The 22178-nt window shown below is 60.4% G+C and carries 20 protein-coding genes and 1 riboswitch; of the genes, 11 read left to right on the forward strand and 9 right to left on the reverse strand.

The genetic code is table 11. From position 1 onward, the window contains the following. Positions 1–85 precede the first annotated feature (85 nt). From J5289_RS25560 to J5289_RS25575, 4 genes are read left to right on the forward strand one after another with little or no spacing between them, the layout of a single operon-like run. Positions 86–1411, forward strand: a complete 1326-nt coding sequence (locus J5289_RS25560; protein WP_142825009.1) for an NAD(P)H-dependent oxidoreductase — start codon at positions 86–88, stop codon at positions 1409–1411. Positions 1412–1413: 2 nt separating this feature from the next. Then, positions 1414–2448, forward strand: coding sequence for a thiamine pyrophosphate-dependent dehydrogenase E1 component subunit alpha (locus J5289_RS25565; protein ID WP_280636342.1), 1035 nt, complete (start codon positions 1414–1416; stop codon positions 2446–2448). Next, positions 2448–3446, forward strand: a complete 999-nt coding sequence (locus J5289_RS25570) for an alpha-ketoacid dehydrogenase subunit beta (RefSeq protein ID WP_142825011.1) — start codon at positions 2448–2450, stop codon at positions 3444–3446. The genes J5289_RS25565 and J5289_RS25570 overlap by 1 nt, the downstream gene beginning before the upstream one ends. Positions 3447–3449: 3 nt before the next feature. Continuing rightward, a complete protein-coding gene (locus tag J5289_RS25575; RefSeq protein ID WP_209185591.1) occupies positions 3450–4733 on the forward strand; it encodes a dihydrolipoamide acetyltransferase family protein in 1284 nt (427 codons plus the stop codon). A 117-nt stretch (positions 4734–4850) separates the two neighbouring features. On the opposite strand, the gene J5289_RS25580 is transcribed toward J5289_RS25575, so the two are convergent. Together J5289_RS25580 and J5289_RS25585 are read right to left on the reverse strand one after the other, a co-directional pair. Beyond that, entirely contained in the window at positions 4851–5501 is a 651-nt protein-coding gene (locus tag J5289_RS25580) for a hypothetical protein (protein ID WP_209185590.1), read from the reverse strand. Between the two features lie 91 nt (positions 5502–5592). Further along, positions 5593–6333 (reverse strand): hypothetical protein, encoded by a 741-nt coding sequence (locus tag J5289_RS25585; RefSeq protein ID WP_209188066.1) that lies wholly within the window; start codon positions 6331–6333, stop codon positions 5593–5595. Positions 6334–6691: 358 nt separating this feature from the next. Beyond that, positions 6692–6803: riboswitch (TPP riboswitch) on the forward strand. A gap of 94 nt (positions 6804–6897) precedes the next feature. Here J5289_RS25585 and thiC point away from each other — a divergent pair. The 6 genes from thiC to thiD are packed head-to-tail and all read left to right on the forward strand — an operon-like array spanning position 6898 to position 12125. Next, positions 6898–8733 carry a phosphomethylpyrimidine synthase ThiC gene (gene thiC / locus J5289_RS25590; RefSeq protein ID WP_209185588.1) on the forward strand — a complete coding sequence of 612 codons (1836 nt, stop codon included), beginning with the start codon at positions 6898–6900 and terminating at the stop codon, positions 8731–8733. Continuing rightward, complete coding sequence (locus tag J5289_RS25595) at positions 8733–9719, forward strand: FAD-dependent oxidoreductase (RefSeq protein WP_209185587.1); 987 nt, start codon at positions 8733–8735, stop codon at positions 9717–9719. The genes thiC and J5289_RS25595 overlap by 1 nt, the downstream gene beginning before the upstream one ends. Next, the gene (thiS, locus tag J5289_RS25600; RefSeq protein WP_209185586.1) at positions 9716–9916 is read left to right on the forward strand and encodes a sulfur carrier protein ThiS; all 201 of its coding nucleotides are present in this window, start codon (positions 9716–9718) and stop codon (positions 9914–9916) included. The genes J5289_RS25595 and thiS overlap by 4 nt, the downstream gene beginning before the upstream one ends. Positions 9917–9919: 3 nt before the next feature. Beyond that, entirely contained in the window at positions 9920–10693 is a 774-nt protein-coding gene (locus J5289_RS25605) for a thiazole synthase (RefSeq protein ID WP_209185585.1), read from the forward strand. Next, positions 10690–11313 carry a thiamine phosphate synthase gene (locus J5289_RS25610; RefSeq protein WP_209185584.1) on the forward strand — a complete coding sequence of 208 codons (624 nt, stop codon included), beginning with the start codon at positions 10690–10692 and terminating at the stop codon, positions 11311–11313. Before J5289_RS25605 ends, J5289_RS25610 begins: the two co-directional genes overlap by 4 nt. Then, positions 11310–12125 (forward strand): bifunctional hydroxymethylpyrimidine kinase/phosphomethylpyrimidine kinase, encoded by an 816-nt coding sequence (gene thiD, locus J5289_RS25615; RefSeq protein ID WP_209185583.1) that lies wholly within the window; start codon positions 11310–11312, stop codon positions 12123–12125. The genes J5289_RS25610 and thiD overlap by 4 nt, the downstream gene beginning before the upstream one ends. 47 nt (positions 12126–12172) lie before the next feature. On the opposite strand, the gene J5289_RS25620 is transcribed toward thiD, so the two are convergent. Genes J5289_RS25620 through J5289_RS25640 form a run of 5 tightly spaced genes read right to left on the reverse strand, consistent with a single transcriptional unit; the run spans position 12173 to position 17021 of the window. After that, entirely contained in the window at positions 12173–13078 is a 906-nt protein-coding gene (locus tag J5289_RS25620; RefSeq protein ID WP_209207542.1) for a MurR/RpiR family transcriptional regulator, read from the reverse strand. Between the two features lie 51 nt (positions 13079–13129). Next, positions 13130–14053, reverse strand: coding sequence for an ABC transporter substrate-binding protein (locus J5289_RS25625; protein WP_247749370.1), 924 nt, complete (start codon positions 14051–14053; stop codon positions 13130–13132). A 54-nt stretch (positions 14054–14107) separates the two neighbouring features. After that, positions 14108–15160, reverse strand: coding sequence for an iron ABC transporter permease (locus J5289_RS25630; protein WP_209185580.1), 1053 nt, complete (start codon positions 15158–15160; stop codon positions 14108–14110). Then, a complete protein-coding gene (locus tag J5289_RS25635) occupies positions 15157–16176 on the reverse strand; it encodes an iron ABC transporter permease (protein ID WP_209185579.1) in 1020 nt (339 codons plus the stop codon). The genes J5289_RS25630 and J5289_RS25635 overlap by 4 nt, the downstream gene beginning before the upstream one ends. Before the next feature lie 8 nt (positions 16177–16184). Next, positions 16185–17021, reverse strand: a complete 837-nt coding sequence (locus J5289_RS25640; RefSeq protein ID WP_209185578.1) for an ABC transporter ATP-binding protein — start codon at positions 17019–17021, stop codon at positions 16185–16187. A 387-nt stretch (positions 17022–17408) separates the two neighbouring features. On the opposite strand from J5289_RS25640, the gene J5289_RS25645 reads away from it, so the two are divergent. Then, positions 17409–19613 (forward strand): TonB-dependent siderophore receptor, encoded by a 2205-nt coding sequence (locus tag J5289_RS25645; RefSeq protein ID WP_209185577.1) that lies wholly within the window; start codon positions 17409–17411, stop codon positions 19611–19613. Positions 19614–19924: 311 nt separating this feature from the next. Here J5289_RS25645 and J5289_RS25650 read toward each other — a convergent pair whose 3' ends face one another. Then, complete coding sequence (locus tag J5289_RS25650) at positions 19925–20644, reverse strand: hypothetical protein (protein WP_209185576.1); 720 nt, start codon at positions 20642–20644, stop codon at positions 19925–19927. 5 nt (positions 20645–20649) lie between these two features. Continuing rightward, on the reverse strand, positions 20650–22176 hold the full coding sequence (locus tag J5289_RS25655) for a glycosyltransferase family 2 protein (protein ID WP_209185575.1): 1527 nt from the start codon (positions 22174–22176) through the stop codon (positions 20650–20652). Between the last annotated feature and the right edge of the window lie 2 nt (positions 22177–22178).

Here is a 22178-nt window from a genome sequence, read left to right on the forward strand (position 1 = left end):
GAACATTCGCGTTGACAGAAAGACAAATGTACGAATACAGTCGCACTGAAAGACACGGTCATTAATTAACTTGGGAGGAGTTTCTATGGCTATCAACGTCGCGCCAACGGGCTTGGCGCGTGATCTCATTGCACGCGCTGAAACAGGACGTCCGGTTCGTATCGGCTTGATCGGCTCAGGCGAAATGGGAACCGACATCGTTACTCGCGTAGCCCATATGACGGGCATCGAGATCGGTGCAATCTGCGATCTCAATCTTCCCGCCGCGTCACGCGCGGTCGACATTGCCTACCAGGAAACCGGACATGCACGCGAAGCCGACAGCGCAAGCGCGCTGACGGCGGCGATGGAAAGCGGCAAGATCGCCGTCACCAGCGATGCCAATCTCATCCTGCAGAATGGCCTGATCGACGTCGTGATCGATGCGACCGGCGTGCCCGCCGTTGGCGCTGAAATCGGCCTCTCCGCCATGGAAAATGGCAAGCACCTCGTCATGATGAACGTCGAAGCCGATGTGACGATTGGGGCTTTCCTGAAGAGCGAGGCCGAGCGGCTTGGCGTTACCTATTCGCTGGGCGCCGGCGATGAACCGTCTTCCTGCATGGAGCTGATCGAATTCGTCTCGGCGATGGGGCATCCGATCGTTGCGGCCGGCAAGGGAAAGAACAATCCCCTGAACATCGATGCCATACCGGACGACTATGCAGAGGAGGCCGCGCGCCGACACATGAATGTCCGTATGCTCGTCGAATTCGTCGATGGATCGAAGACGATGGTCGAGATGGCGGCAATCGCCAATGCGACCGGGCTGGTTCCTGACAAACCCGGCATGCACGGCCCGGCAGCAACGCTCGACCAGCTTGCAAAGACGCTTGTGCCTGAAAAGGACGGTGGCGTGCTGTCGCGCATCGGAGTCGTCGATTATTCCATCGGCAAGGGTGTGGCGCCCGGCGTTTTCGTCGTTGCCGACATGTCGCATCCGCGGATTTCGGAGCGAATGGAAGACCTGAAGATGGGCAAGGGCCCGTACTTCACATTCCATCGGCCCTACCACCTGACGTCTCTCGAAGTGCCGCTGACCTGCGCGCGCGTCGTGCTTTACGGCAAGGCCGACATGGTGCCCCTGTCGAAGCCGGTCGCAGAGGTCTGTGCTGTCGCCAAGAAGGATATGAAGCCGGGCGAAAAACTCGATGCAATCGGCGAATATTGCTACCGCGCCTGGATCATGACGGCGCCAGAGGCGCGCAGCGCGTCGGCCATTCCCTGCGGCTTGCTGCAGGGCGGCACGGTGACGGCCGCCATCAAAAAGGGTGAGCTGATCACCTATGCCAACGCGGCAGTGGCGCCGGGCTCGAAGATTGCAGCGCTGCGGGCGCGTCAGGACAAGCTTGTTTACGGGGCAGGAGCTTAAGGATGCCAAACAGTCCGACAGCCGAGGCAATTGTTGCTGAAACAGGCAACATGCCTTTTCTCTACAAGAATTTCAGCCGCGAGCAGCTATTGGAAGCCTTGCGGAAGATGCATCTGATCCGGAAGTTCGAGGAAGGCGCCGAGGAGAGTTATACGCGTGGCCTGATTCATGGCACCATGCATCTTTCCATCGGTCAGGAAGCGAGCGCCATGGGCATCTGCCTGGCGCTGACCAACGAAGACCAGATCACCTCGACGCATCGCGGTCATGGCCATTGCATTGCCAAGGGTGCGGATGTGAAGCGCATGTTTGCCGAGTTCTTCGGCAAGACGACCGGCTATTGTGCCGGTCGCGGCGGATCGATGCACATCGCCGATGTGACGACTGGAAACCTCGGCGCCAACGGCATCGTCGGCGGCGGCATTCCGATTGCGGTCGGCGCTGCGCTGACGTCGAAGCGGATGAAAACGGGCAAGGTCGTCGTCTGTTTCTTCGGCGACGGCGCCAACAATGAAGGCGCATTCCACGAGGCGCTGAACATGGCGGCGGTCTGGAAGCTGCCGGTCGTCTTCGTCTGTGAAAACAACAAATACGGCATGTCGACTTCGACAGAGCGTTCGACCGCCGTCCCGAACATTGCCGATCGTGCTGCCGGCTATGCGATGCCGGGTGTCATCGTAGACGGCAACATCCTGTCGGATGTTGCGGAAGCCTCGCAGGCTGCCGTCGAGAGGGCGCGATCCGGTCAGGGGCCATCCCTCATCGAGTGCAAGACTTACCGGCATCGTGGCCATTCCAAGAGCGACCGCAACCGCTACCGGACGAAGGACGAGATAGACGACTGGATGACCAATCGCGACCCGATAGACATGTTCGAGAAGCAGCTGGCCGAATTCGGCATAGCGGACGAGGCGACGCTGGCAGGTATTCGCGACAGCGTTCGCGAGGAGATTGCGGCAGCCATCGAATTTGCCAAGTCCAGCCCATCGCCCGAAATGGCTGATCTCGGACAGAACGTATATACGGAGCAGTCGTAATGGATGCGGCAGTGAGAGAGCTGAGCTATTCCCAGGCTATTCAGGAGGCGATGGCGATTGCCATGGAAGCCGATGAACGCGTGTTTCTCATGGGCGAGGATATCGGCGTCTACGGCGGTGCCTTCCAGGTGACCGGCGATCTGATCGAGCGGTTTGGTCCTGATAGGGTCATGGACACACCGATCTCCGAACTCGGCGGCGCGGGCGTGGCGGTGGGCGCCGCCCTGACCGGTATGCGTCCGATTTTCGAATTCCAGTTTTCCGACTTCGCAGCACTGGCCATGGAGCAGATCGTCAACCAGGCGGCGAAAATTCGCTACATGCTGGGTGGAGCGGTTTCCGTACCGCTGGTCATGCGCTTTCCGGCAGGCTCGGGAACCGGTGCGGCAGCACAGCACAGCCAGAGCCTTGAGGCGTGGCTCGGTCACGTTCCGGGGCTGAAGGTCATCCAGCCGGCCACGCCGCACGACGTGAAGGGCATGCTGCTGGCGGCCATCGAAGACCCGGACCCGGTGATGATCTTCGAGCACAAGCTGCTTTACAAGATGAAGGGACCCGTTCCCGAAGGCCACTATATCGTGCCGATCGGCAAGGCCGCCATCGCCCGCGAAGGCCGCGACCTGACGATTGTTGCGACGTCGATCATGGTGCACAAGGCGCTGGAGGCTGCCGATACGCTGGCGGCCGAGGGTATCGATGTCGAAGTCGTTGATCTTCGCACCATTCGCCCGATGGACCGGGAAACCGTCATCGCCAGCGTCAAGAAGACTTCCCGCCTGATGTGTGTCTACGAGGGCGTCAAGACCCTCGGTGTCGGTGCCGAGGTCAGTGCGATGATCGCTGAAAGCGATGCCTTCGATTACCTCGATGCGCCCATCGTGCGGCTTGGCGGCGCCGAGACACCCATTCCTTACAATCCCGAGCTGGAGAAGGCAGCCGTGCCGCAAGTCGCCGGCATTCTCGCCGCGGCACGCGATCTGGTGAAGGGAGTGCGCTGAGCCATGGCAATCGAAGTCATTCTTCCGAAGGTTGACATGGACATGGCAACCGGCCGGATATCCAAGTGGTTTTTTGAAAGCGGCGCCACGGTCAAGAAAGGCGATGTGCTTTTCGAGATCGAGACCGACAAGGCGGCCATGGAAATCGATGCTCCGGCAAGCGGCATCCTGCGTGATGTGGTGGGTGCCGAGGGTATGGATATCGCCGTGGGAGCGCCGGTGGCGTGGATCTACGAAGAAGGCGAGGCTTATTCTCCGGGCTCCAGCGCTGCACCTGCCGCGCCTCCGGCAATTAACGCTGAGGCCGTTCCGGAGCAGACTGCATCCGTTGAAGCTGCTGCAAGCCCCGTGGTAGCGGGTGAGGGCATCCGTGCCACACCGCTTGCCCGGCGATTGGCCCGCAATGCCGGGATAGACATCAGCCGCATAACCGGATCCGGACCAAATGGCCGGGTGACGCGCGCCGACGTGGAAGGCTACGCACCGCCTGTTCAGCAAGAAGAAGCCGTTGCCGCGCCTTCCGGTGCTCAGAAGCCGGTGGTTGCCGGTCCGTCGAGCGAGCAGACCCGCAAGCTCTTTGCCGAGGGAAGCTACGATCTCGTCGCCCATAGCAACATGCGCCGGACGATTGCGCGCAGGCTCGTCGAGGCAAAGAGCACCGTACCGCATTTCTATCTGACGATCGATTGCAACATCGACGCTCTTTTGAAACTGCGGGCCGAGGTGAATTCCTCGACGCTTCCGATCGGCGGCAAGCCAGCCAACAAGCTTTCCGTCAACGACATGGTCATCAAGGCCTACGCAATGGCACTCGCCGCAGTTCCTGATGCCAACGTGTCATGGACTGACGACAGCCTGATCGTCCATCGGCATGTAGATATCGGCGTTGCCGTATCCGTACCCGGCGGGCTTATCACGCCGATCGTGCGAAATGCCGAGACAAAGACCTTGTCTGTCATTTCGACCGAGATGAAGGACCTCGGTGCCCGCGCCAAGGAAGGTAAGCTGAAGCCCGAGGAGTACCAGGGGGGGACCGCCGCGATCTCCAATCTTGGCATGTTCGGCATTCGCGAATTCGCAGCCATCGTCAATCCGCCGCACGCCACCATCCTTGCCGTCGGCGCCGGAGAAAGACGCGCCGTGATCTCCGGGGAGGCTGTGGTACCCGCGACGCTGATGACCGTGACGCTATCGACCGATCACCGTGCAGTGGATGGCGCTCTCGCGGCAGAGTTGATCGGAGCCTTCAGGACATACATCGAAACGCCGATGGCGATGATCATATAGTGCAAGTCCGGGTGGATCAGATCCACCCGGATGCCCCAAAGTCTCCTTGCGAAGATGGGCTGGAGGAAAAGTCTCACTTCCATGCCTGAGCGATCATGAAGCCGATCGCCGCGGCGCTCAAATGGTCGGCGCTACCAGCCGTTCTGTGCTCGGGGCCCGATCGAACTTGTTTTCCGCATTTTGCCGGGCGAGCATGCCGACGCGCATCTCTGGCAGATCAGGTGTCGCCCAGTTGGGCTCGCCGCCAAAAAACTTGTCGAGAAATGCGACCGCATAGGCAGGCATCTCGCTGGTGTTCTCCTTGAACGACCACCAGGTCCGCAGATCATCGACACCGCCCGACAGGGGCAATGTCGACTGGAATTCCTGCTGATGCACGGCTATGACCGCACTGATGCAATAGTTGGTGTAAAGAAAACCCTCGGGCCAGAAGGCCACAATCCCGGGGACCGGAACGGCGCTTTTTGCCTCTACCAGATCGACTTTCGCAGGCCGCGCCTTGATCAGTTCTTTCAATGCGAGACCGCCGGCAAAAACGATGAAATCCGCACGGTTCACAGTCGCTAGGCTCTTCTTCGCATCCAGCACCTCGACCCAGTCGATGAATACCTTTGCAAGCTTGTCCTCGTCGATGGTGACAGACAGTCCGTAACGCGCAGATAGCGTCTGCGCACTGCTGCGAAATGACTTTCGAAACCATCTGAGTTGGCGGAGCCGATGTCCGAAATCAGGCTCTGCTGCAATCTCATTCTGGGTGAGCAGATCCAAGCGCGTAACTCCGGCAGGACAAATTATCCCGAATATTGCGCTTAATTTGTACAATATGCATAAGAAACTGTCAAATGTTCAGCGCACAGCTTCAGGGAAGGTGTCTGAGAAGGCTCGTGCAGGTTTTAATCAGTGCTTCGGTTCGCAAGCCGGACCTGATGGCTTCCTGAAAGACCTCGCTGCGGAGATTGCAAACCGTGATCGCATCCGGCGTAAACGACTGAAACTCGCTTCCCGTGAGGCGATCTGAAATCGAAAGTGCGAACGCAAGCGACAGGGCCGCATAGAGTTTCCAGGTTTCGCTGTCATGGACATTGCCAACGCTCGCGATTGGCTCGTGCTTTACAAACGCGACGAAAACTGTTGCGCAGCAGGTGCCGAGGTCGTCCAAGGTCCATCGCTCGCTTCTGGACGCCGTCATGACTTGCCTTGCCGCTGCCGTGACGCGCGCTTTCAGGATGAGCCGGGCCGGGCCAACGCCCTTGGTGATGAGCTTGAGCGCCGTGTAAAGGTCGTCGGTGAGTTCGTCCTCGTCGCCAGAGATTGCTCCGCTCGCTGCACCGAAGTAGAAGGAGAACTCCCGGAACCCTGCCTCCGGCGCCCGCAGATCCCGCAAAGGCGTGACGAGCGATTGCAACGTTGTCATCACCCCATCCACCGTCTGCAAAGTGCCGCCGACAAGACGGCTTAGCTCTGCCGGAAGGGGTGGCAATGGCTGGTTGGCGACGCTGATGGCGGGTGCCTCGGAGCTCAATGTGTGGATGAGATGCCGGAGGCCCCGAAACTGGTCACCGATATTGTCTTTCAGGTCCCGTCGAATGGTAGAAAGCATGGCACAGCCTCTATCTGAAGAACGCCCGGCCGAGCCGAGGCATTTCGCCAGATTATACCCTATATCAGGACAATATTGTACGCCTTCCTCGCAAAAATAGAGTCTTCCGGTTCACTTGTATGACACTCAGTAGACAAGCCAGGAGGCGCCAGTGGGTGTAGGGGCGCTTCGTCGCAAGGGGCCTTGATGCGCGCACCTAAAACGCAGCGCCGGGCCAGCGCATATCTCTGCCCGCATCATTAGTTTCAACGTCCACCGGTTCAGCTCCCATAAACCCCCGCGCCTGTGCTTCGCACCGTGCCCAACTGTACCGTCTTTCATCCCCTTGACGCCTTCGTCGGGCTGCCATAGGCTTTGTCGTATTCACCAGGGGTGTCCCGTCAAGGGGCTGAGATTCTGCTATCGCGCGCAGTGACCCGTTGAACCTGATCCAGTTCATACTGGCGTAGGGACGGTGCAAAGCGCTGCTGCAGTTACAGATCCGCATCCCGGATTCCGTGTCGGCGTTCTTCCATCATTCCGGCTCTAGGACTGGGTCTCCAAACGCAAACTTGGAGCCTCACGATGAATATTGCCTCTAAAAACCAGAGCCCGACGGTCACCTCGGGCGCATTCCCGGCCTCCCGCAAAATCCATGTCGAAGGCCAGCGATATCCCCACATTCGCGTGCCGATGCGCGAAATCTCCCTGCATCCGACTGCGGGGGAGCCGCCTGTTATCGTGTATGACAGCTCGGGCCCGTACACCGATCCAGGCCATATCGTTGCGATCGATCGCGGTCTTTCGCGCCTGCGGGAAAACTGGATCCTGGCGCGCGGCGATGTTGAGCGTTACGAAGGCCGCCACGTCATGCCGGAGGATAACGGCTTTGCCACCGGCGAGCGATTGACGCCGGAATTTCCCGTTCGCGATGCGCCTCTGAAGGCCGCTCCCGGCCGGGCCGTCACCCAGCTTGCCTATGCTCGCGCCGGCATCATCACGCCCGAGATGGAATTCATTGCCATCCGCGAAAATCTCGGACGCCAGGCTGTCCGTGAAGCCTCGTTGCGGGATGGCGAAAGTTTTGGCGCTCACATCCCGGATTTCGTAACGCCGGAATTCGTGCGCCGTGAGGTGGCCGAGGGCCGCGCCGTCATTCCGGCCAATATCAACCATCCCGAAAGCGAGCCGATGATCATCGGCCGTAATTTTCTGGTGAAGATCAACGCCAACATCGGCAACTCTGCTGTCACCTCGTCCATGGAGGAGGAGGTCGAGAAGATGGTCTGGGCGATCCGCTGGGGCGCCGATACGGTGATGGACCTGTCGACCGGTCGCAACATCCACAATATCCGCGACTGGATCATCCGCAATTCGCCCGTGCCGATTGGCACCGTGCCGCTCTATCAGGCTTTGGAAAAGGTGGGTGGCATTGCCGAAGATCTTTCCTGGGAAGTCTATCGCGACACACTCATCGAGCAGGCCGAACAGGGCGTCGACTATTTCACCATCCACGCCGGCGTCCGCCTTGCCTACATCCACCTCACCGTCAACCGCGTGACCGGCATCGTCTCGCGTGGCGGGTCCATCATGGCCAAGTGGTGTCTGCACCACCACCGCGAAAGCTTTCTCTACGAGCACTTCGACGAGATCTGCGATATCGCCCGCGCCTACGACGTGACGTTTTCGCTGGGCGACGGACTGCGTCCGGGCTCGATTGCCGACGCCAACGATGCCGCCCAGTTCGCGGAGCTGGAGACGCTTGGCGAACTGACGAAAATCGCCTGGGCAAAGGATTGCCAAGTGATGATCGAAGGACCGGGCCATGTTCCGATGCACAAGATCAAGGAGAACATGGACAAGCAGCTGGAGACCTGTGGCGAGGCGCCGTTCTACACGCTTGGACCGCTGACCACCGATATCGCCCCCGGCTACGACCACATCACGTCGGCAATCGGCGCTGCGATGATCGGCTGGTTCGGCACCGCTATGCTCTGCTACGTGACACCGAAGGAACATCTGGGCCTGCCCGACCGCGACGACGTCAAGACCGGCGTCATCACCTACAAGATCGCCGCCCATGCGGCCGATCTCGCCAAGGGCCATCCGGGCGCACGCCTGCGTGACGATGCGCTGTCGCGCGCACGGTTCGAATTCCGCTGGGAGGACCAGTTCAATCTTTCGCTCGACCCGGATACGGCGCGCAGCTTCCACGACCAGACGCTGCCGAAGGAGGCGCACAAGGTGGCGCATTTCTGCTCCATGTGCGGCCCGAAATTCTGTTCCATGAAGATCTCGCACGAGATCCGTGCCGAAGCGCAGAAGGAGGGGCTGGAGGCGATGGCTGCCCGCTATCGTGACGGCGGCGATCTTTACATGCCGGTGGAAAATCCTGCCGAGACGATAGTCGGTGAAGCCTGATGGCGGGGTTTCTTGTCAGGGGTGCCGGTGTCGCCGGACTGACCGTCGCGTATGAACTGCGCAAACGCGGCCATGAAGTCGATATTGTGGATTGCCGGGATGCGGCAGGGCTCGGAGCATCGTCCTTTGCCGGCGGAATGCTTGCGCCCTATTGCGAAAGAGAGGCGGCGGACGAGAGCGTTCTGACACTGGGTTGGGGAGCTGCAGACTGGTGGAGCGACGCCGTACCGGGCGAGGTCGTTCGCAACGGCACGCTGGTGGTGGCACAGCCGCGCGACATGCCGGATCTCGTCCGGTTTGCCTCCCGTACGACAGGCCACGTCTGGGTCGACCGGGATGGCATCGCCGAGCTCGAGCCATCGCTTGGCGGGCGGTTCGAAAAGGCGCTGTTTTTTTGGTCCGAAGCCCATCTCGATCCGCGGAGGGCGTTGACCCGTCTGGCCGAAGCTCTCGGCCGGGGTGGCAGCCGGTTCTACTTCGGTGCCAGCCAGCTGCCGGAACGGCACTACACTTCCACAATCGATTGCACCGGACCGGCGGCGATCCCCCACATTACCGGGCTGCGTGGCGTACGGGGCGAGATGCTGCATCTGGAAACCGAGGAGATCAGTTTGTCGCGTCCGGTGCGGATGCTGCATCCGCGCCATCCCATCTATGTCGTGCCGCGCGCCAACCACCGCTTCATGGTTGGCGCGACGATGATCGAGACGGAGGATGACGGGCCGATTTCGGCACGTTCGCTGATGGAATTGCTCAACACGGCGTATGCGCTTCACCCAGCCTTCGGCGAGGCGCGGCTGGTGGAAACCGGTGTCGGCATCCGTCCGGCTTTCTCGGACAATGTCCCGCGCGTGGTTGAAACCGGGGAGGGGCTGGCGATTGCCGGCATGCACCGCCACGGTTTTCTGCTGGCGCCCGCCATGGCCGTGAAGGCCGCAACACGCCTTTCCAATGGCATGTCCACCAGGAAGGAGTTTTCCCGATGAAACAACTCATCGTCAATGGTGAAGCCCAGGCTCTGCAGGCGGCAACGCTGGCGGAGCTACTTGCCGTGCTGGAATACGAAGGCGAGTGGCTGGCCACAGCAGTCAATGGCGATCTCGTGCACCGCGAGGATAGGGCGGACAGGCGCCTCGAAGACGGCGATCGGATCGAAATCCTGTCGCCCATGCAGGGGGGCTGATCGATGCTGAAACTTTACGATACCGAACTGTCGTCGCGCCTGCTGCTCGGAACGGCGCGTTACCCGTCGCCGGCGGTGCTGGGCGAAGCGGTCAGGCGGTCGGGTGCCGAGATCGTCACGGTGTCGCTTCGCCGCGAAACCTCCGGCGGCAGAACCGGAGGCGCATTTTTCGAACTCATCCGTCAACTCGGGGTGCGTGTCCTGCCCAACACGGCCGGATGCCATAGTGCCTCGGAGGCCATTCTGACTGCCAGGATGGCAAGGGAGATCTTCGCGACAGACTGGATCAAGCTGGAAGTCATCGGCAATCACGACAGTCTGCAGCCGGATGTGTTCGAGCTTGTCGAAGCAGCGCGGATCCTCACCGACGAAGGGTTTTGCGTCTTTCCCTACACGACGGACGATCTCGTCGTTGCGGAAAAACTGCTGGCCGCTGGTTGTCAGGTGCTGATGCCCTGGTGCGCGCCAATCGGTTCGGCGGCGGGTCCGCGCAATGCGTCGGCGCTCGTTGCCTTCAGGGCGGCCTTCCCCGCGATCCCGCTGATCGTCGATGCCGGCCTCGGACGGCCGTCGCATGCCGCTGCTGTCATGGAACTGGGTTACGACGCCGTGCTGCTCAACACCGCCGTCGCCATGGCCGGCGATCCGCCTGTCATGGCCGAGGCGTTCGCGAAAGCAGTCGATGCGGGGCGGCTTGCCTATCTGTCCGGCATGCTGGAGCCGCGTGACATGGCCGTTCCCTCGACGCCCGTCATCGGCAAGGCGGTGTTTCAATGAGGCTCGATCCCTTCTACCTCATCGACGACAGTGCCGACTGGATCGAGCGCCTGGTGCCGCTCGGCGTGAAACTCGTGCAGTTGCGCGTCAAGGACAAGTCTGAGACCGAGTTGCGGCGGGAAATCCGGCGCGCCAGGGCCGTGTGCCTGGCTCACGGATGCCAGCTTGTCGTCAACGACTACTGGCAGCTGGCGATCGACGAGGGATGCGACTTCGTCCATCTCGGACAGGAGGACCTTGCCGGGGCAGACCTTGCCGCCATTCGCGCGGCCGGGTTGAAGCTCGGGCTTTCCACCCATGATGTCGCCGAACTCGACACGGCGCTTGACGCTCGACCGGATTACGTCGCGCTTGGGCCGGTCTGGCCGACCATCCTCAAAAAGATGAAATGGCAACCACAGGGGATCGAACGGGTTGCCGAATGGAAGCGCCGGATTGGCGATCTTCCCCTCGTTGCCATCGGCGGCATCACTGCCGAGCGGGCACCGCTGGTGTTGGAGCATGGGGCTGCGTGCGCAGCTGTCGTTACCGACATCACCCTTCATGAAGACCCGGAAGGCCGGACACGGCAATGGCTTGCAGCAACGGCACCGTGGAGACTTGGGGAAATCGAGAAATGACGCTGATAGCCCTTACCATCGCCGGATCGGACAGCGGCGGCGGCGCCGGTATCCAGGCGGACCTCAAGACATTCTCCGCCCTCGGCGTTTACGGCGCAAGCGTGCTGACCGCCGTCACTGCGCAGAACACGTTGGGCGTTTCGGCCATAGAGGATATCTCCGTTTCCATGGTTGCAGCCCAGATGCAGGCGGTGCTCGCTGATCTCGTCGTCAACGCGATCAAGATCGGCATGCTGTCGCGCGAGGACACGATCCGGACCGTTGCCGAGGGCCTTCGGGGCTTCGACAGACCTGTCGTGCTCGATCCCGTCATGGTGGCAACATCCGGAGACAGGTTGCTCCGCGACGATGCGGTGGCTGAGTTGAAACTGGCACTGATGCCGCGAGCCGATATCATAACGCCGAACCTCTTCGAGGCAGCAATCCTGACGGGCCTGCCGGTGGCAGAAACGCCGGAAGAGGTTGCACGGCAGGCACTGCAGATGCGCAACGAGGGCGCACGTGCGGTGCTGATCAAAGGCGGTCATGGCAAGGGTAGCGAATGCGTCGACACCCTTTTGACCATCGACGGCACCTTCCATGCCTTCAGATCACCGCGTCTCGAAACACTCAATGGTCACGGAACCGGCTGCACCCTGTCAGCAGCCATTGCCGCCCAACTCGCCCACGGACACGATCTGCCGACCGCTGTCGGAATGGCGAAAGAATACGTGCACGCAGCCCTAGCCGCTTCAAGAGATCTGCGGATAGGAAAGGGCCGCGGTCCGGTGCACCATTTCTATGCCCAATGGAAGGAGTTGGGAGGCGCTTAGTCCAATGAGCGCAACCGCAAACTTCAGGAGCCGATTATATCGCGGCGTTATTTCTTGCTCGGCCTCACGGCGTTGCGCAAGTCGATGAGGCGATCAAGCGATCTCAATGTCCTGTCGCGCGCAACTGTGGCCAGCGCCAGCATCAGCGCTTCGATGCAAACCATGGTGGAGCCGTGCAGGGCGACGTGTTCCGTCTTCGCCCTTGGAATGACGATCGATGCATCCGCATGCCGACGCAACACGGTGTCGGGCTGTCCTACCAGCATGACGATGGGGATGCCGAGACGCTTGGCTTCGCCGATCGTGGCCATGGCCTCGCGATGTGGTCGGCCATATGCCATCATAATGAGCGCGTCACCGCTTTCCATTGACAGCAACTGCTCGGCAAGAGCGATCCCTGTAGCGTTCAGCGTATAGGACCGGTAGCCGTTTCTATGGAAAAGGCGGGAAGCGTAGCTTGCAATGATACCGGACGCGCCTATCCCGAACACCCCGATGGATCGTGCCTCGAGAAGCAGGGGCACCGCCAGTTTAAGCGCCTCGCGACTGGAGGGTTCCGCTAGTGCCGCCATCGCCTTTCGATGATCGTCGATGACAAAATCGATCGCGGCATCCGCGCCGCCGTCGAGTGCCTCCGTCGTCGCGGCCATCTTTTCGGAAGGCGAGTCTGTTTCGCCGATATGAGACTCTAGCGTATCCTTGAGGTCGATGAGGCCTTCGAATCCGAGCGCCTTGATCGCGCGGATGACGGTTGCATCCGAGGTCACGGTATCAGCGGCAATTTCGAGCGCAGATTTTCCAAGGACCGCGTGGCGGTGCTGATCGATATAGTCCACAACGCTGATCAGGCTTGGCGAAAGAGACCCTCGGCGGCTCTTCAGTCTTTCGCCAAAGCGATCGATGCGTCGCGGCCGCCGTGTCCTGCCAGGCGCGCCATCTGGTTCTTTTGGCATAGTCTATTCCCAAAGTTTGAAGGCCAAAGCGCCCTCTTGTCCCAAGCGGTTCTATTTCGACGGCATCGGTGGCTGCCGGCCTGAAATTTGAGACTGGACGACGGAGACCATCAGCGAAAGGGCCGCGTATGAATTGGAGATCGCTTCCTCCCTGGGCAGGACAATATAACGGCCTTCGCGGCAGGCTGCGAGGAAGCGGCAATAGTCCGGCAGTATCTTGTTCATGGCAGCGATCTCGTCTGCAGGCGTGCCGCCGATATCCGACCGATATGTATCGAAGATATAGTCGGCATCGAGCTCCGGCAGTCGTTCGGCACTGACTTCCACGCGGCCGCCCTCCGGAATGCTGTCGATGATCTCGGGGAACCTGAAACCGGCATCTCGAAGGACACGACCAAGCGAACGATAGGTGTGGTAGATGCTCACCTTGCCATTCTGCGCCTGCATTACGGAGACGGTGACCTTGGAGGTATCCACCAGCTTTTTCAGTTGCTCTATCTGGACCTTGTAGCGCCGGTCGAGCACCGCAAGGCGGCCTTGAGTTCCCGTCAGGTCGGCAAGTTTCTCGTATATGTGCGGCGCCCCGCCCGAGGTATCGTCGATGACGACTGTCGGGGCTATTTTAGCGAGTTGTTCGACGGGCGTCGTGCGCCCCGGTTCGGTGATGATAAGGTCTGGTCCTGCCGCGACCACAGCCTCCATGTCGGCGGTGACAGCGCCAATGTACTGAATGCCGGAATTGTCGAAATCCACACCTGTCAGGATCGGGCTCGAGCGCAGATATGGCTTGCCGTCGACGCCGGCACGGCCATGGCTGGCGACGGGTGGTGCGCCGAGTTCAATGAGCGGTATGGTGATATCGAGGTCGTGCATCGAGACGATCCGAAGTGGGCGCTTCGGCACTTCGACAACCCTGCCGGCGTCGTCGGTAAAGGAGCGCATTTCTGCTGCCTGGACTGCAGTAAACGAGACCATCGACAGAGCGATGATGGCGGCGGCAAATGCGGAAGATCTTTTCATTCTGTCATCCTAAAGCTGACCGCGGCGTTTCCAGAGAAGCGTCAAGAGAACGGGGACGCCGACGATCGACATGACGATGCCGGCCGGCAACTGGTGTGGAGCAAATGCGGCCCGCCCGATCGTGTCTGCGGCTAGAACCAGCGCCGCGCCATAGAGCGCGCTTGCGCCCAGCAACCCGCCCTGGCTGCCACGAACCGAAAGCCGGGCGAGGTGGGGTGCGATCAAACCCACGAAGCCAAGACTTCCAACCAGCGCCACACAGGCAGACGTCAGCAGCACAGGTGCCGTGAACCTTATTATTGCGAGTGTTTTCAGCGACACGCCGAGGCCTGCTGCTGCCTGAGGGCCGAGCATCGCGGCATCGGCTGCGCCTGCAGTCAGGAAGAGCAGGCTGGCACCCATGAACATCGCGGCAAAAGCGATCGGTACCGCTTCCCACGAAGCGCCGTTCAGGCTTCCGGCAAGCCATACAAGGGCCGCCTGGACATCGCGGATATCGGCAGTCGTGACGATGACGGAGACGACTGCGGCTGCAAGCCAGGACGTGCCGATGCCGACCATCACGAAGCGCATGCGGGTCACGCCGCGGGCGATCAGAACAACAATGAGCGCAATGGCAAGCCCGCCCGCCATGCCGGCAGCAGTCCGCCCGTAAAGCCCGGCAAAAGGGGCGTACAGCGAAAAGACGATCGCTGCGGCGCTGGCACCTTCCTTGACGCCAAGCAGGCCCGGATCGGCAAGTCCGTTGCGCGTCAGGGTCTGCATTGCCGTGCCGGCAAGCCCGAGCATGGCGCCGACCATCAGTGCCAGGAAAACGCGTGGCAGGCGCAGATCCCACAAGATGCGCATGGTCTGACTGCTGAGGCGCGCAGGATCCACGACGAGATCGAAAGCATCCCTGAGGTCTATCGGCTGGCTTCCGGCAAGGATGGCAAACAGGGTCAGGCAAACTGTGCCGAATGCCAGGCCCAGAATGGTGATCGAGGTGGCCACATGAATGCGTCTCGAGAAAAACGGACCGCTGACGACTATGTGCGGGTTCGGAGTGTCGTAACCGGTCATTTGAGAGCCCGCGAGGCGATGGCGACGAAGAGAGGCGCTCCCAGCATGGCGGTCATGATGCCGGTTGCCAATTCGTAGGGCGTGAACAGCGTGCGCGCGCCTATGTCGGCGGCGACGAGCAACGCGGCACCGAGAAGTGCGGCAAGCGGCAGGGCGATGCGCGCATCTCCGCCGGCAGACCATCGTGCGATGGCAGGCACGATCAAGCCGACAAACCCGATCGGCCCGGCGATGGAGACAGCAGTTCCGGCAAGAATTGCCGTTGCGCAGAGGCCAATGAACCGTGTCGCCCAGATCGGAACGCCGAGCGCCTTCGCCACGATATCGCCGAGTGCCAGGGCGTTGAGCCGTGGGCCAATGAAAAACGCAAGCAGGAGGCCAACAGCTATCGGCCCGAGCGCTGCGGCAATAGTGCCGTAGCTGACGCCGGCCAGATCGCCCGCAAGCCAGAAACGCAGGGATTGCAGCGTCTCCTCGTCGAAAAGCAGTATGGCCGAGGTGATGGACGAGGCCAGCGAAGACAGTGCGATGCCGCAGAAGGTAACCTTGAGCATCGTCGGGCCGGAGCGACCAGCGGAAGACACTGCCAGCACAAGAATAAACAGGGTGGCTGCGCCAACGGACGCGATCAGTGGGCGACTGAGACCACCAGACAGGAAAGGCACACTGCTTGTCGCTGTGACCGCCAGTGCGGCACCGGCATTGAGGCCGAGAATATGAGGCTCACCCAGCGGATTGTGCAGCAGCCCCTGCAGGAGAAGCCCGGAGACGCCGAGTGCCGCACCGACGAGGAGGGCGGCTGCCAGGCGTGCAAATCGCAACTTGACCAGCAGCTGATGATCGAAATTAGCGGGATCGAAATGGAAGACCGCTTGAAAAAAGGTCAGCGGTGAAACCGGTCGGGCGCCAATACTCACATGGATGCAGGCCAGTGTGAGGATCGCCAGGAGAAGCGCGCCCGTTACAAGGCCAACGCGAATCCCGCTTGAGGGCTGGCGCCTGGTATCCGAGGACATGACATAATTCACGTGATCGGCCCCGTGCCATGGGCAGGAACGAAAACCGGTTTGTCAGTCTGCGGATGGGTCAGTCGAATGACCTGCACGCTGAAGACGTCCTCTATGAGTTCGGCAGTGCAGGTACCGGGATCCTCCGCAATGTGCCGAATGGACCCGTTTTTCAAGAAGACGACGCAATCGGCATACTGGACGGCGAAATTCAGGTCGTGCAGCACGACGACGATCGTCCGGTCGTGATCCTGGGCGAGATGCCTCAGCAGTTCCATGACCTCCACCTGATAGTGGAGGTCCAGATAGGTCGTCGGTTCATCCAGCAGGATAACCGGGGTTTGCTGCGCGAGAGCCATGGCGATCCAGCACCGCTGCCGCTGACCGCCGGAAAGACTGTCCACCGGCCGGTGGAGGAGGTCGGAAAGGTCTGTAACCTCGAGTGCTTGCCTGACCGCTTGCTCGTCCTTGTCGGTCCACTGTTTCAGAAAGCCCTGATGCGGATGGCGGCCGCGCGACACGAGGTCATAGACCGTCAAACCTTCCGGAACCACGGGGCTTTGCGGCAGAAGGCCCAGCTTCCTCGCCACCGACCGCGTCGGTAAAACGTGAATGTCGTGTCCTTCCAGAAGCACATTGCCAGCGCTGGGCTTCATCAGGCGGGCGATGGTCGCCAGCATGGTCGACTTGCCACAGCCGTTGGGGCCAACCAGCGCGGTCAGCTTGCCTGCACCGATGTCGAGCGATATTCCGGATAAGACTGTCTGCCGTCCGTAGCCGGCAGAGACGTCGCGTGCGGAGAGGGGATGCCCTTGCCCGGCTCCTCGAGCGTTCGAGTTCAATCTGTCCGTCATGCCCGCGGCAGTCCTGTTTTAAAAATCCGACCTCTCCTACCGTCTCGAAACCGCGCGAGAAAGAGAATTCTTGAGTGTAGTAGTCAATTTTAAATTCGAAAAGATGCGATTGCCGTTGTTGGTTGTGCCTGCGTGACAGCCATATCGCGGCTCACCTCTCCCATAGGCGCACGCTCAACACATTGCTTCTATTTATATATTAGGGGTATCTCAGGGTCGAGAGCCTGACGGCAACGGGAACGCAGGCGAGCACGCCGGGCATAAAATTGCGGATATTCCAGCAATTAAAGTTGACTACTACATTCATGAAATCATACCTGCCATCGGCTTGCAGGCGGGCAAGGGGTAATTCTGACGAAGATATCCGCAAGGATATGGGGGTACGACATGATTGAACGGCGAGCCGCAGGGCGCTACGGTCCCAATATCCTGAGGGCGACTGCCTTGGCGCTGGCTGCCTGCGCCGCCTATCCGGCATTCGGCGAAGACGCTCAACCGGCTGCAACGGCAGAGACCGATGTATTGCCCAAGGAGAGCCGGATAAAGGGCGACACCGTGCTGAAGCCGATCGTCGTCGGTAAAGGCAGCAATGCCGCGACGCAGGGCTATCAACCGATCTCCACCGTAACCGCGACGCGTACGGATACACCTCTGCTCGATATCCCGCAGGCCGTGAACGTTGTCAGCCAGGACGTCCTGAGAGACCAGAATGCGCGGTCGCTGGACGATGCACTTGCGAATATCAGCGGTGTTGCGCAGTCGAATACGCTTGGCGGCACGCAAGAATCCATCATCCGCCGCGGTTTCGGGGACAACAGGGACGGTTCGATCCTCATCGATGGCATGAAAACCGCGATGTCTCGCAGCTTCAATGCGACGACCGATCGTGTCGAAGTTCTGAAAGGCCCGGCGTCGACACTTTACGGCATCCTCGATCCCGGCGGCATGATCAACGTCGTGACGAAGAAACCGGAACAGACTTTCAGCGGCAAGACCTATACCAGCGTTTCAAGCTTCGGCGGTGGATCTGCAGGGTTTGATTTCACAGGCCCGATCGAAGGCACCGATTTGAGCTATCGCTTCGTCGGAGACTACAAACACGTCGACTACTGGCGCAATTTTGGCGTCAACAAGGATTGGGTGCTCTCGCCATCGCTGACATGGTCCGGTGAAGATACCGAAGTGACCGTCTCCTACACGCATGAAGACTATAGCGTCCCCTTCGACCGCGGGACGATCTTCGATCTCGCCACCGGCCATGCCGTCGATGTCGACCCGAAGATCCGCTTCGACGAACCCTATAACATCAGCAAGGGGCAATCGAACCTTGCGTCTGTCCACGTCAAGCGCGACCTTGGCGACGACTGGAAGCTGACATTCGATTACACCTACAGCATCAATACCTATTCGGATAACCAGGCACGCGTCATCTCCTATAACGCAGCGACGGGGATCCTGACGCGACGCGCGGATGCCACGCAGGGCTCGACTATCTACAATCACGCCGTTCGCACCGATCTGTCCGGTGACGTCGATATTGCCGGTTTCCGAAATGAACTGCTGTTCGGGACGTCCTACGATTATGCGGATACGCTCCGGACCAAGCTGATCCGTTGCGCCAATCGCACCGGGTTCAATATCAATAACCCGACTTACGGCACGCTACCGGAATGCACCACCGTATCGGCTGCCGACAGTGACCAGACAGAGCAGATCTCTACAGCTTCCTTCTACGCTCAGGACGCTTTGCATCTCAACGATCAATGGACCCTGGTGGGCGGTTTTCGCTATCAGTATTATGACCTGATGGCCGGCAAAGGGCGTCCTTTTAACGAGAATACCGACAGCTTTGGTACTTCTTTCGTCCCACGGGGTGGGATTGTCTACAAGGTGACCCCGGACTTCTCGCTGTACGCCAATGCTGCCAAGACGTTCCGGCCACAATCTTCCATCGCCAGCTATTACGGCAATCTCGATCCTGAAGAAGGCGTGGCCTATGAGGTCGGTGCCAAATTCGACCTGCTTGACGGCATCACCGCGAACGTCGCGCTGTACACCAGCGACAAGAAGAATGTCGCTTATTCCAGCCTCGATCCGGCGACTGGCGATACGGTCGTGAAGACGGCAGGCCTCGTGCGGGCAAGCGGCATCGAAGCCGATCTGGCGGGCGAAATCACCGATGAGATGAGTTTCATTGCAAGCTACGGCTACACGCACGCGCGGATCCTCGAGGACCCCGACTACGCCGGAAACGAGCCGGTCAATGTACCGCATCATACAGGCTCGCTTTACCTCACCTACGATTTTGGCGAGATCGACAGCCGTGGTGATTCACTGAAGCTTGGAGGCGGTGTTCGCGCTGTTGGGCGGCGTGCCGGGATCAACACGAACGCCTATTACCTGCCGGGCTATATGGTGGCTGACGCATTTGCAGCCTACACCTGGAAGAACGACCGCCCGTTGACGCTCCAGCTCAACCTCAAGAATATATTCAACAAAACCTATTACACATCATCGATCGGCACGACGGCATTGGGAAACCAGATCGGCGAGCCTTTCAGCGCGGTATTGACGGCAAGCGTCCAGTTCTGACAGGTGGCTGAGACGATCGCTTGTCGATGGTTGGCTTGACGGCAGCCTTCCATCGGCCTCTTCGGCTTATTTCCGTAGTCCGCTTTCCTGACGCGGACTACGGGCGCGCGCTGCTGGCCTTATCGGCGCGGCAGCAACCATCAGCATTGCCGAACAGACCGCTGGATCCTCGTTTGTCAAACGGACGGCTACTCAGAACCTGCATTCTCAATTGCGTAGGAGTTCCATAATTACTATTACGAATTTTTCTGTGTGTAGCCGGTACATTCCATTTCCAAGTGCGACATGCCGCGCGCGCCTTTCATCACCCCTCAACCACCCATCTGTTTCATATCCCTGACGTTTTCGACCTTGGTGGTTGTGACGGCGAGGGATTGGGCGAGGATGCCGTTGAATAGGGGGCAGACGAAGAAGAGGTCGCGGTGTGTCTGGGTGGGGGCGTTTTCGAGGGCGTGGGCTAGCGCTTTCAGGAGGACGGATCCGGAACGGAACGCGTAGGTTCCAGCCGAGGCTTCGCTGGAGATGACCTTTTTCTCGGCCGCCTCTACAACGTTGCCCTCGTCGTTTTTACGTAGATAGCTGTAGAGGGGATTTTGGCTCTGGAAGGTCAGCGCGAGGCCGCCGACGTCAGCGTGCCGGGCAAAGTGGAGGGCTGGATCGAGGGCGGTCGCGTAGAGGATGTCGGCGAGATCGATGAGGACAGGATTGTTGTGGGCGCCGAGTTGCAGGGCTGCGCCGGCAAGGCTGCTGAAGGCTGCGCCGGCCGTGAAGTGCGACAGGAAGACGACGCGGCAACCGGGAAACCAGGCTTGGAGGTAGTCGCTTGCAAAGGCGCGTGTTTCCGCCCGATCATGGAGCACGAATGCGTAGCTGGAGGGGGCGGTGCCCCTCGCCCAAGGCCGCTGCTTCAATGTCGCGTAAAGGAAGGGGTCGGCTTGCCCGATATCCATGAGTGCCTTGAGGCTGCCGTCTGCCGACACGAAGTCCGGACCGGCCAGCGGCACGACGATATTGAGGCCGGAGATGTCCATCGGCGTTACGAGGCCATGGCGAGGGGCGCATCGGCCGAAGACGGCAAGCCGCTTGCGGCGAGGTATGCGTTCAGGTCCTCCGGGGTGCCGAGGCCTTTCATGGCATCCGGGCTGACCTCGTAGACGCCGATCCTGGCGCCGTTGCGGATCATGTAGTTGTAGACCGGGCAGGTGTAGAACTCGTTGTTCACCCGGTCGTTACAGGCGATCATGTCGACGGCGGCGCGGACGAAATCGGAGCCCCGACGGAAGAGATAGATGCCGACGGTGGCGAGATCGGAGATCGGCTTTTTCTCTGCCACCTCGGTGACCAGGCCCCGGTCGTCAACCTTGGCGAAGGACCATTTCGGATCCATCTGCGCATCGCGAAAGACCAGGATCGAGCCGTCGAGCTTGCGCTGCAGGCAATCCTCGATGAAGGCGCTGCAATCGAAATCGACCCACTGATCCGAGTTGGCAATCAGCAGCGGCCGGTCGTTGTCGAAGCTGCTGCGGGCAAGCAGCACCGTGCAGGCGGTGCCCTCCGTCAGGTGGTCCACGGGCTTGATCGTGGTGCCCATTGCCCGCAAGAGCTGGACGTCTCCATCGCATGCCTTCATGTGCTCGGCGCGCAGCAGCACAGTGGGTGTGGCATTCGGCGGGCATACATTGCCGATAACATGTTCGAGCATCATCCGGCCATCGACATCGATGAACGGTTTAGGCTTGCGCCAGTTCTGCCGGGCAAAGCGGCTGCCCTCGCCGGCCGCCGGGATGAGCACGTTGATCGGTCGGTCATCCCGTGACTGGTCGCGCAGGCTCGCAGCGAGCTCGGTCGCCGCAAATTCGGCAATCTTTTCCGGCGAATAGAAGCTGTAGTACCTGGAGGCCTCGATCTTCACATAGGCGACCTCTTCGTCGCTGAGGATGATCTGGTTGAGGGCGGCAGAGAAGTAATATTGGCCCTCGACGTCATCGCCGTTGAGGATCGCGCGGCGTGCCGCCGCGAAGAAGTCACCTGCCCGCCGAAAGTAATAGAAGCCGGCAACGGCGATATCGGAGACGACGCGCTTTTCCGCCGCCTGGGCAACACGTCCGTCGCCTTCGGGCACGATGTAGCACCAGCGCGGATGGACGGAGCGGAAGGTGACGACGCCGGAGGCGACGTCGTCATGGCGAAACTTCTCCAGGATTTCCATCAGCGGCGCATCGATGATCTGGTCGCTGTTACAGATGACGAGAGGCGCCTCCAGATCCAGTTCGTCGCCGGCGAGCAGCGCAGAGCAGAGGCCGCCCCTGGTCTCGCCGACGCGCTGGATGACCTTGGTCCCCTGCCCGCCGACAATCATCAGGGTCTCATCGAGCGAAAAGCGTCGCGCATCGTCGGCTGAAATGATGAAGCAGAAGCGGGCGTCGGCAATCGTCGTGCGCAGCGCCGAGACGACGCAGTCGATCATCGGCTTGCCGGCGATCTCGATCAGCGGTTTGGGAAAGAAATACTCCTGCTCGGGAAAGAACTGCGAGCGGCTGGCGATCGGCATAAGAATCTGCATGG

It is taken from the genome of Rhizobium sp. B230/85, assembly GCF_019355735.1.
Lineage (GTDB): Bacteria > Pseudomonadota > Alphaproteobacteria > Rhizobiales > Rhizobiaceae > Rhizobium > Rhizobium rhododendri.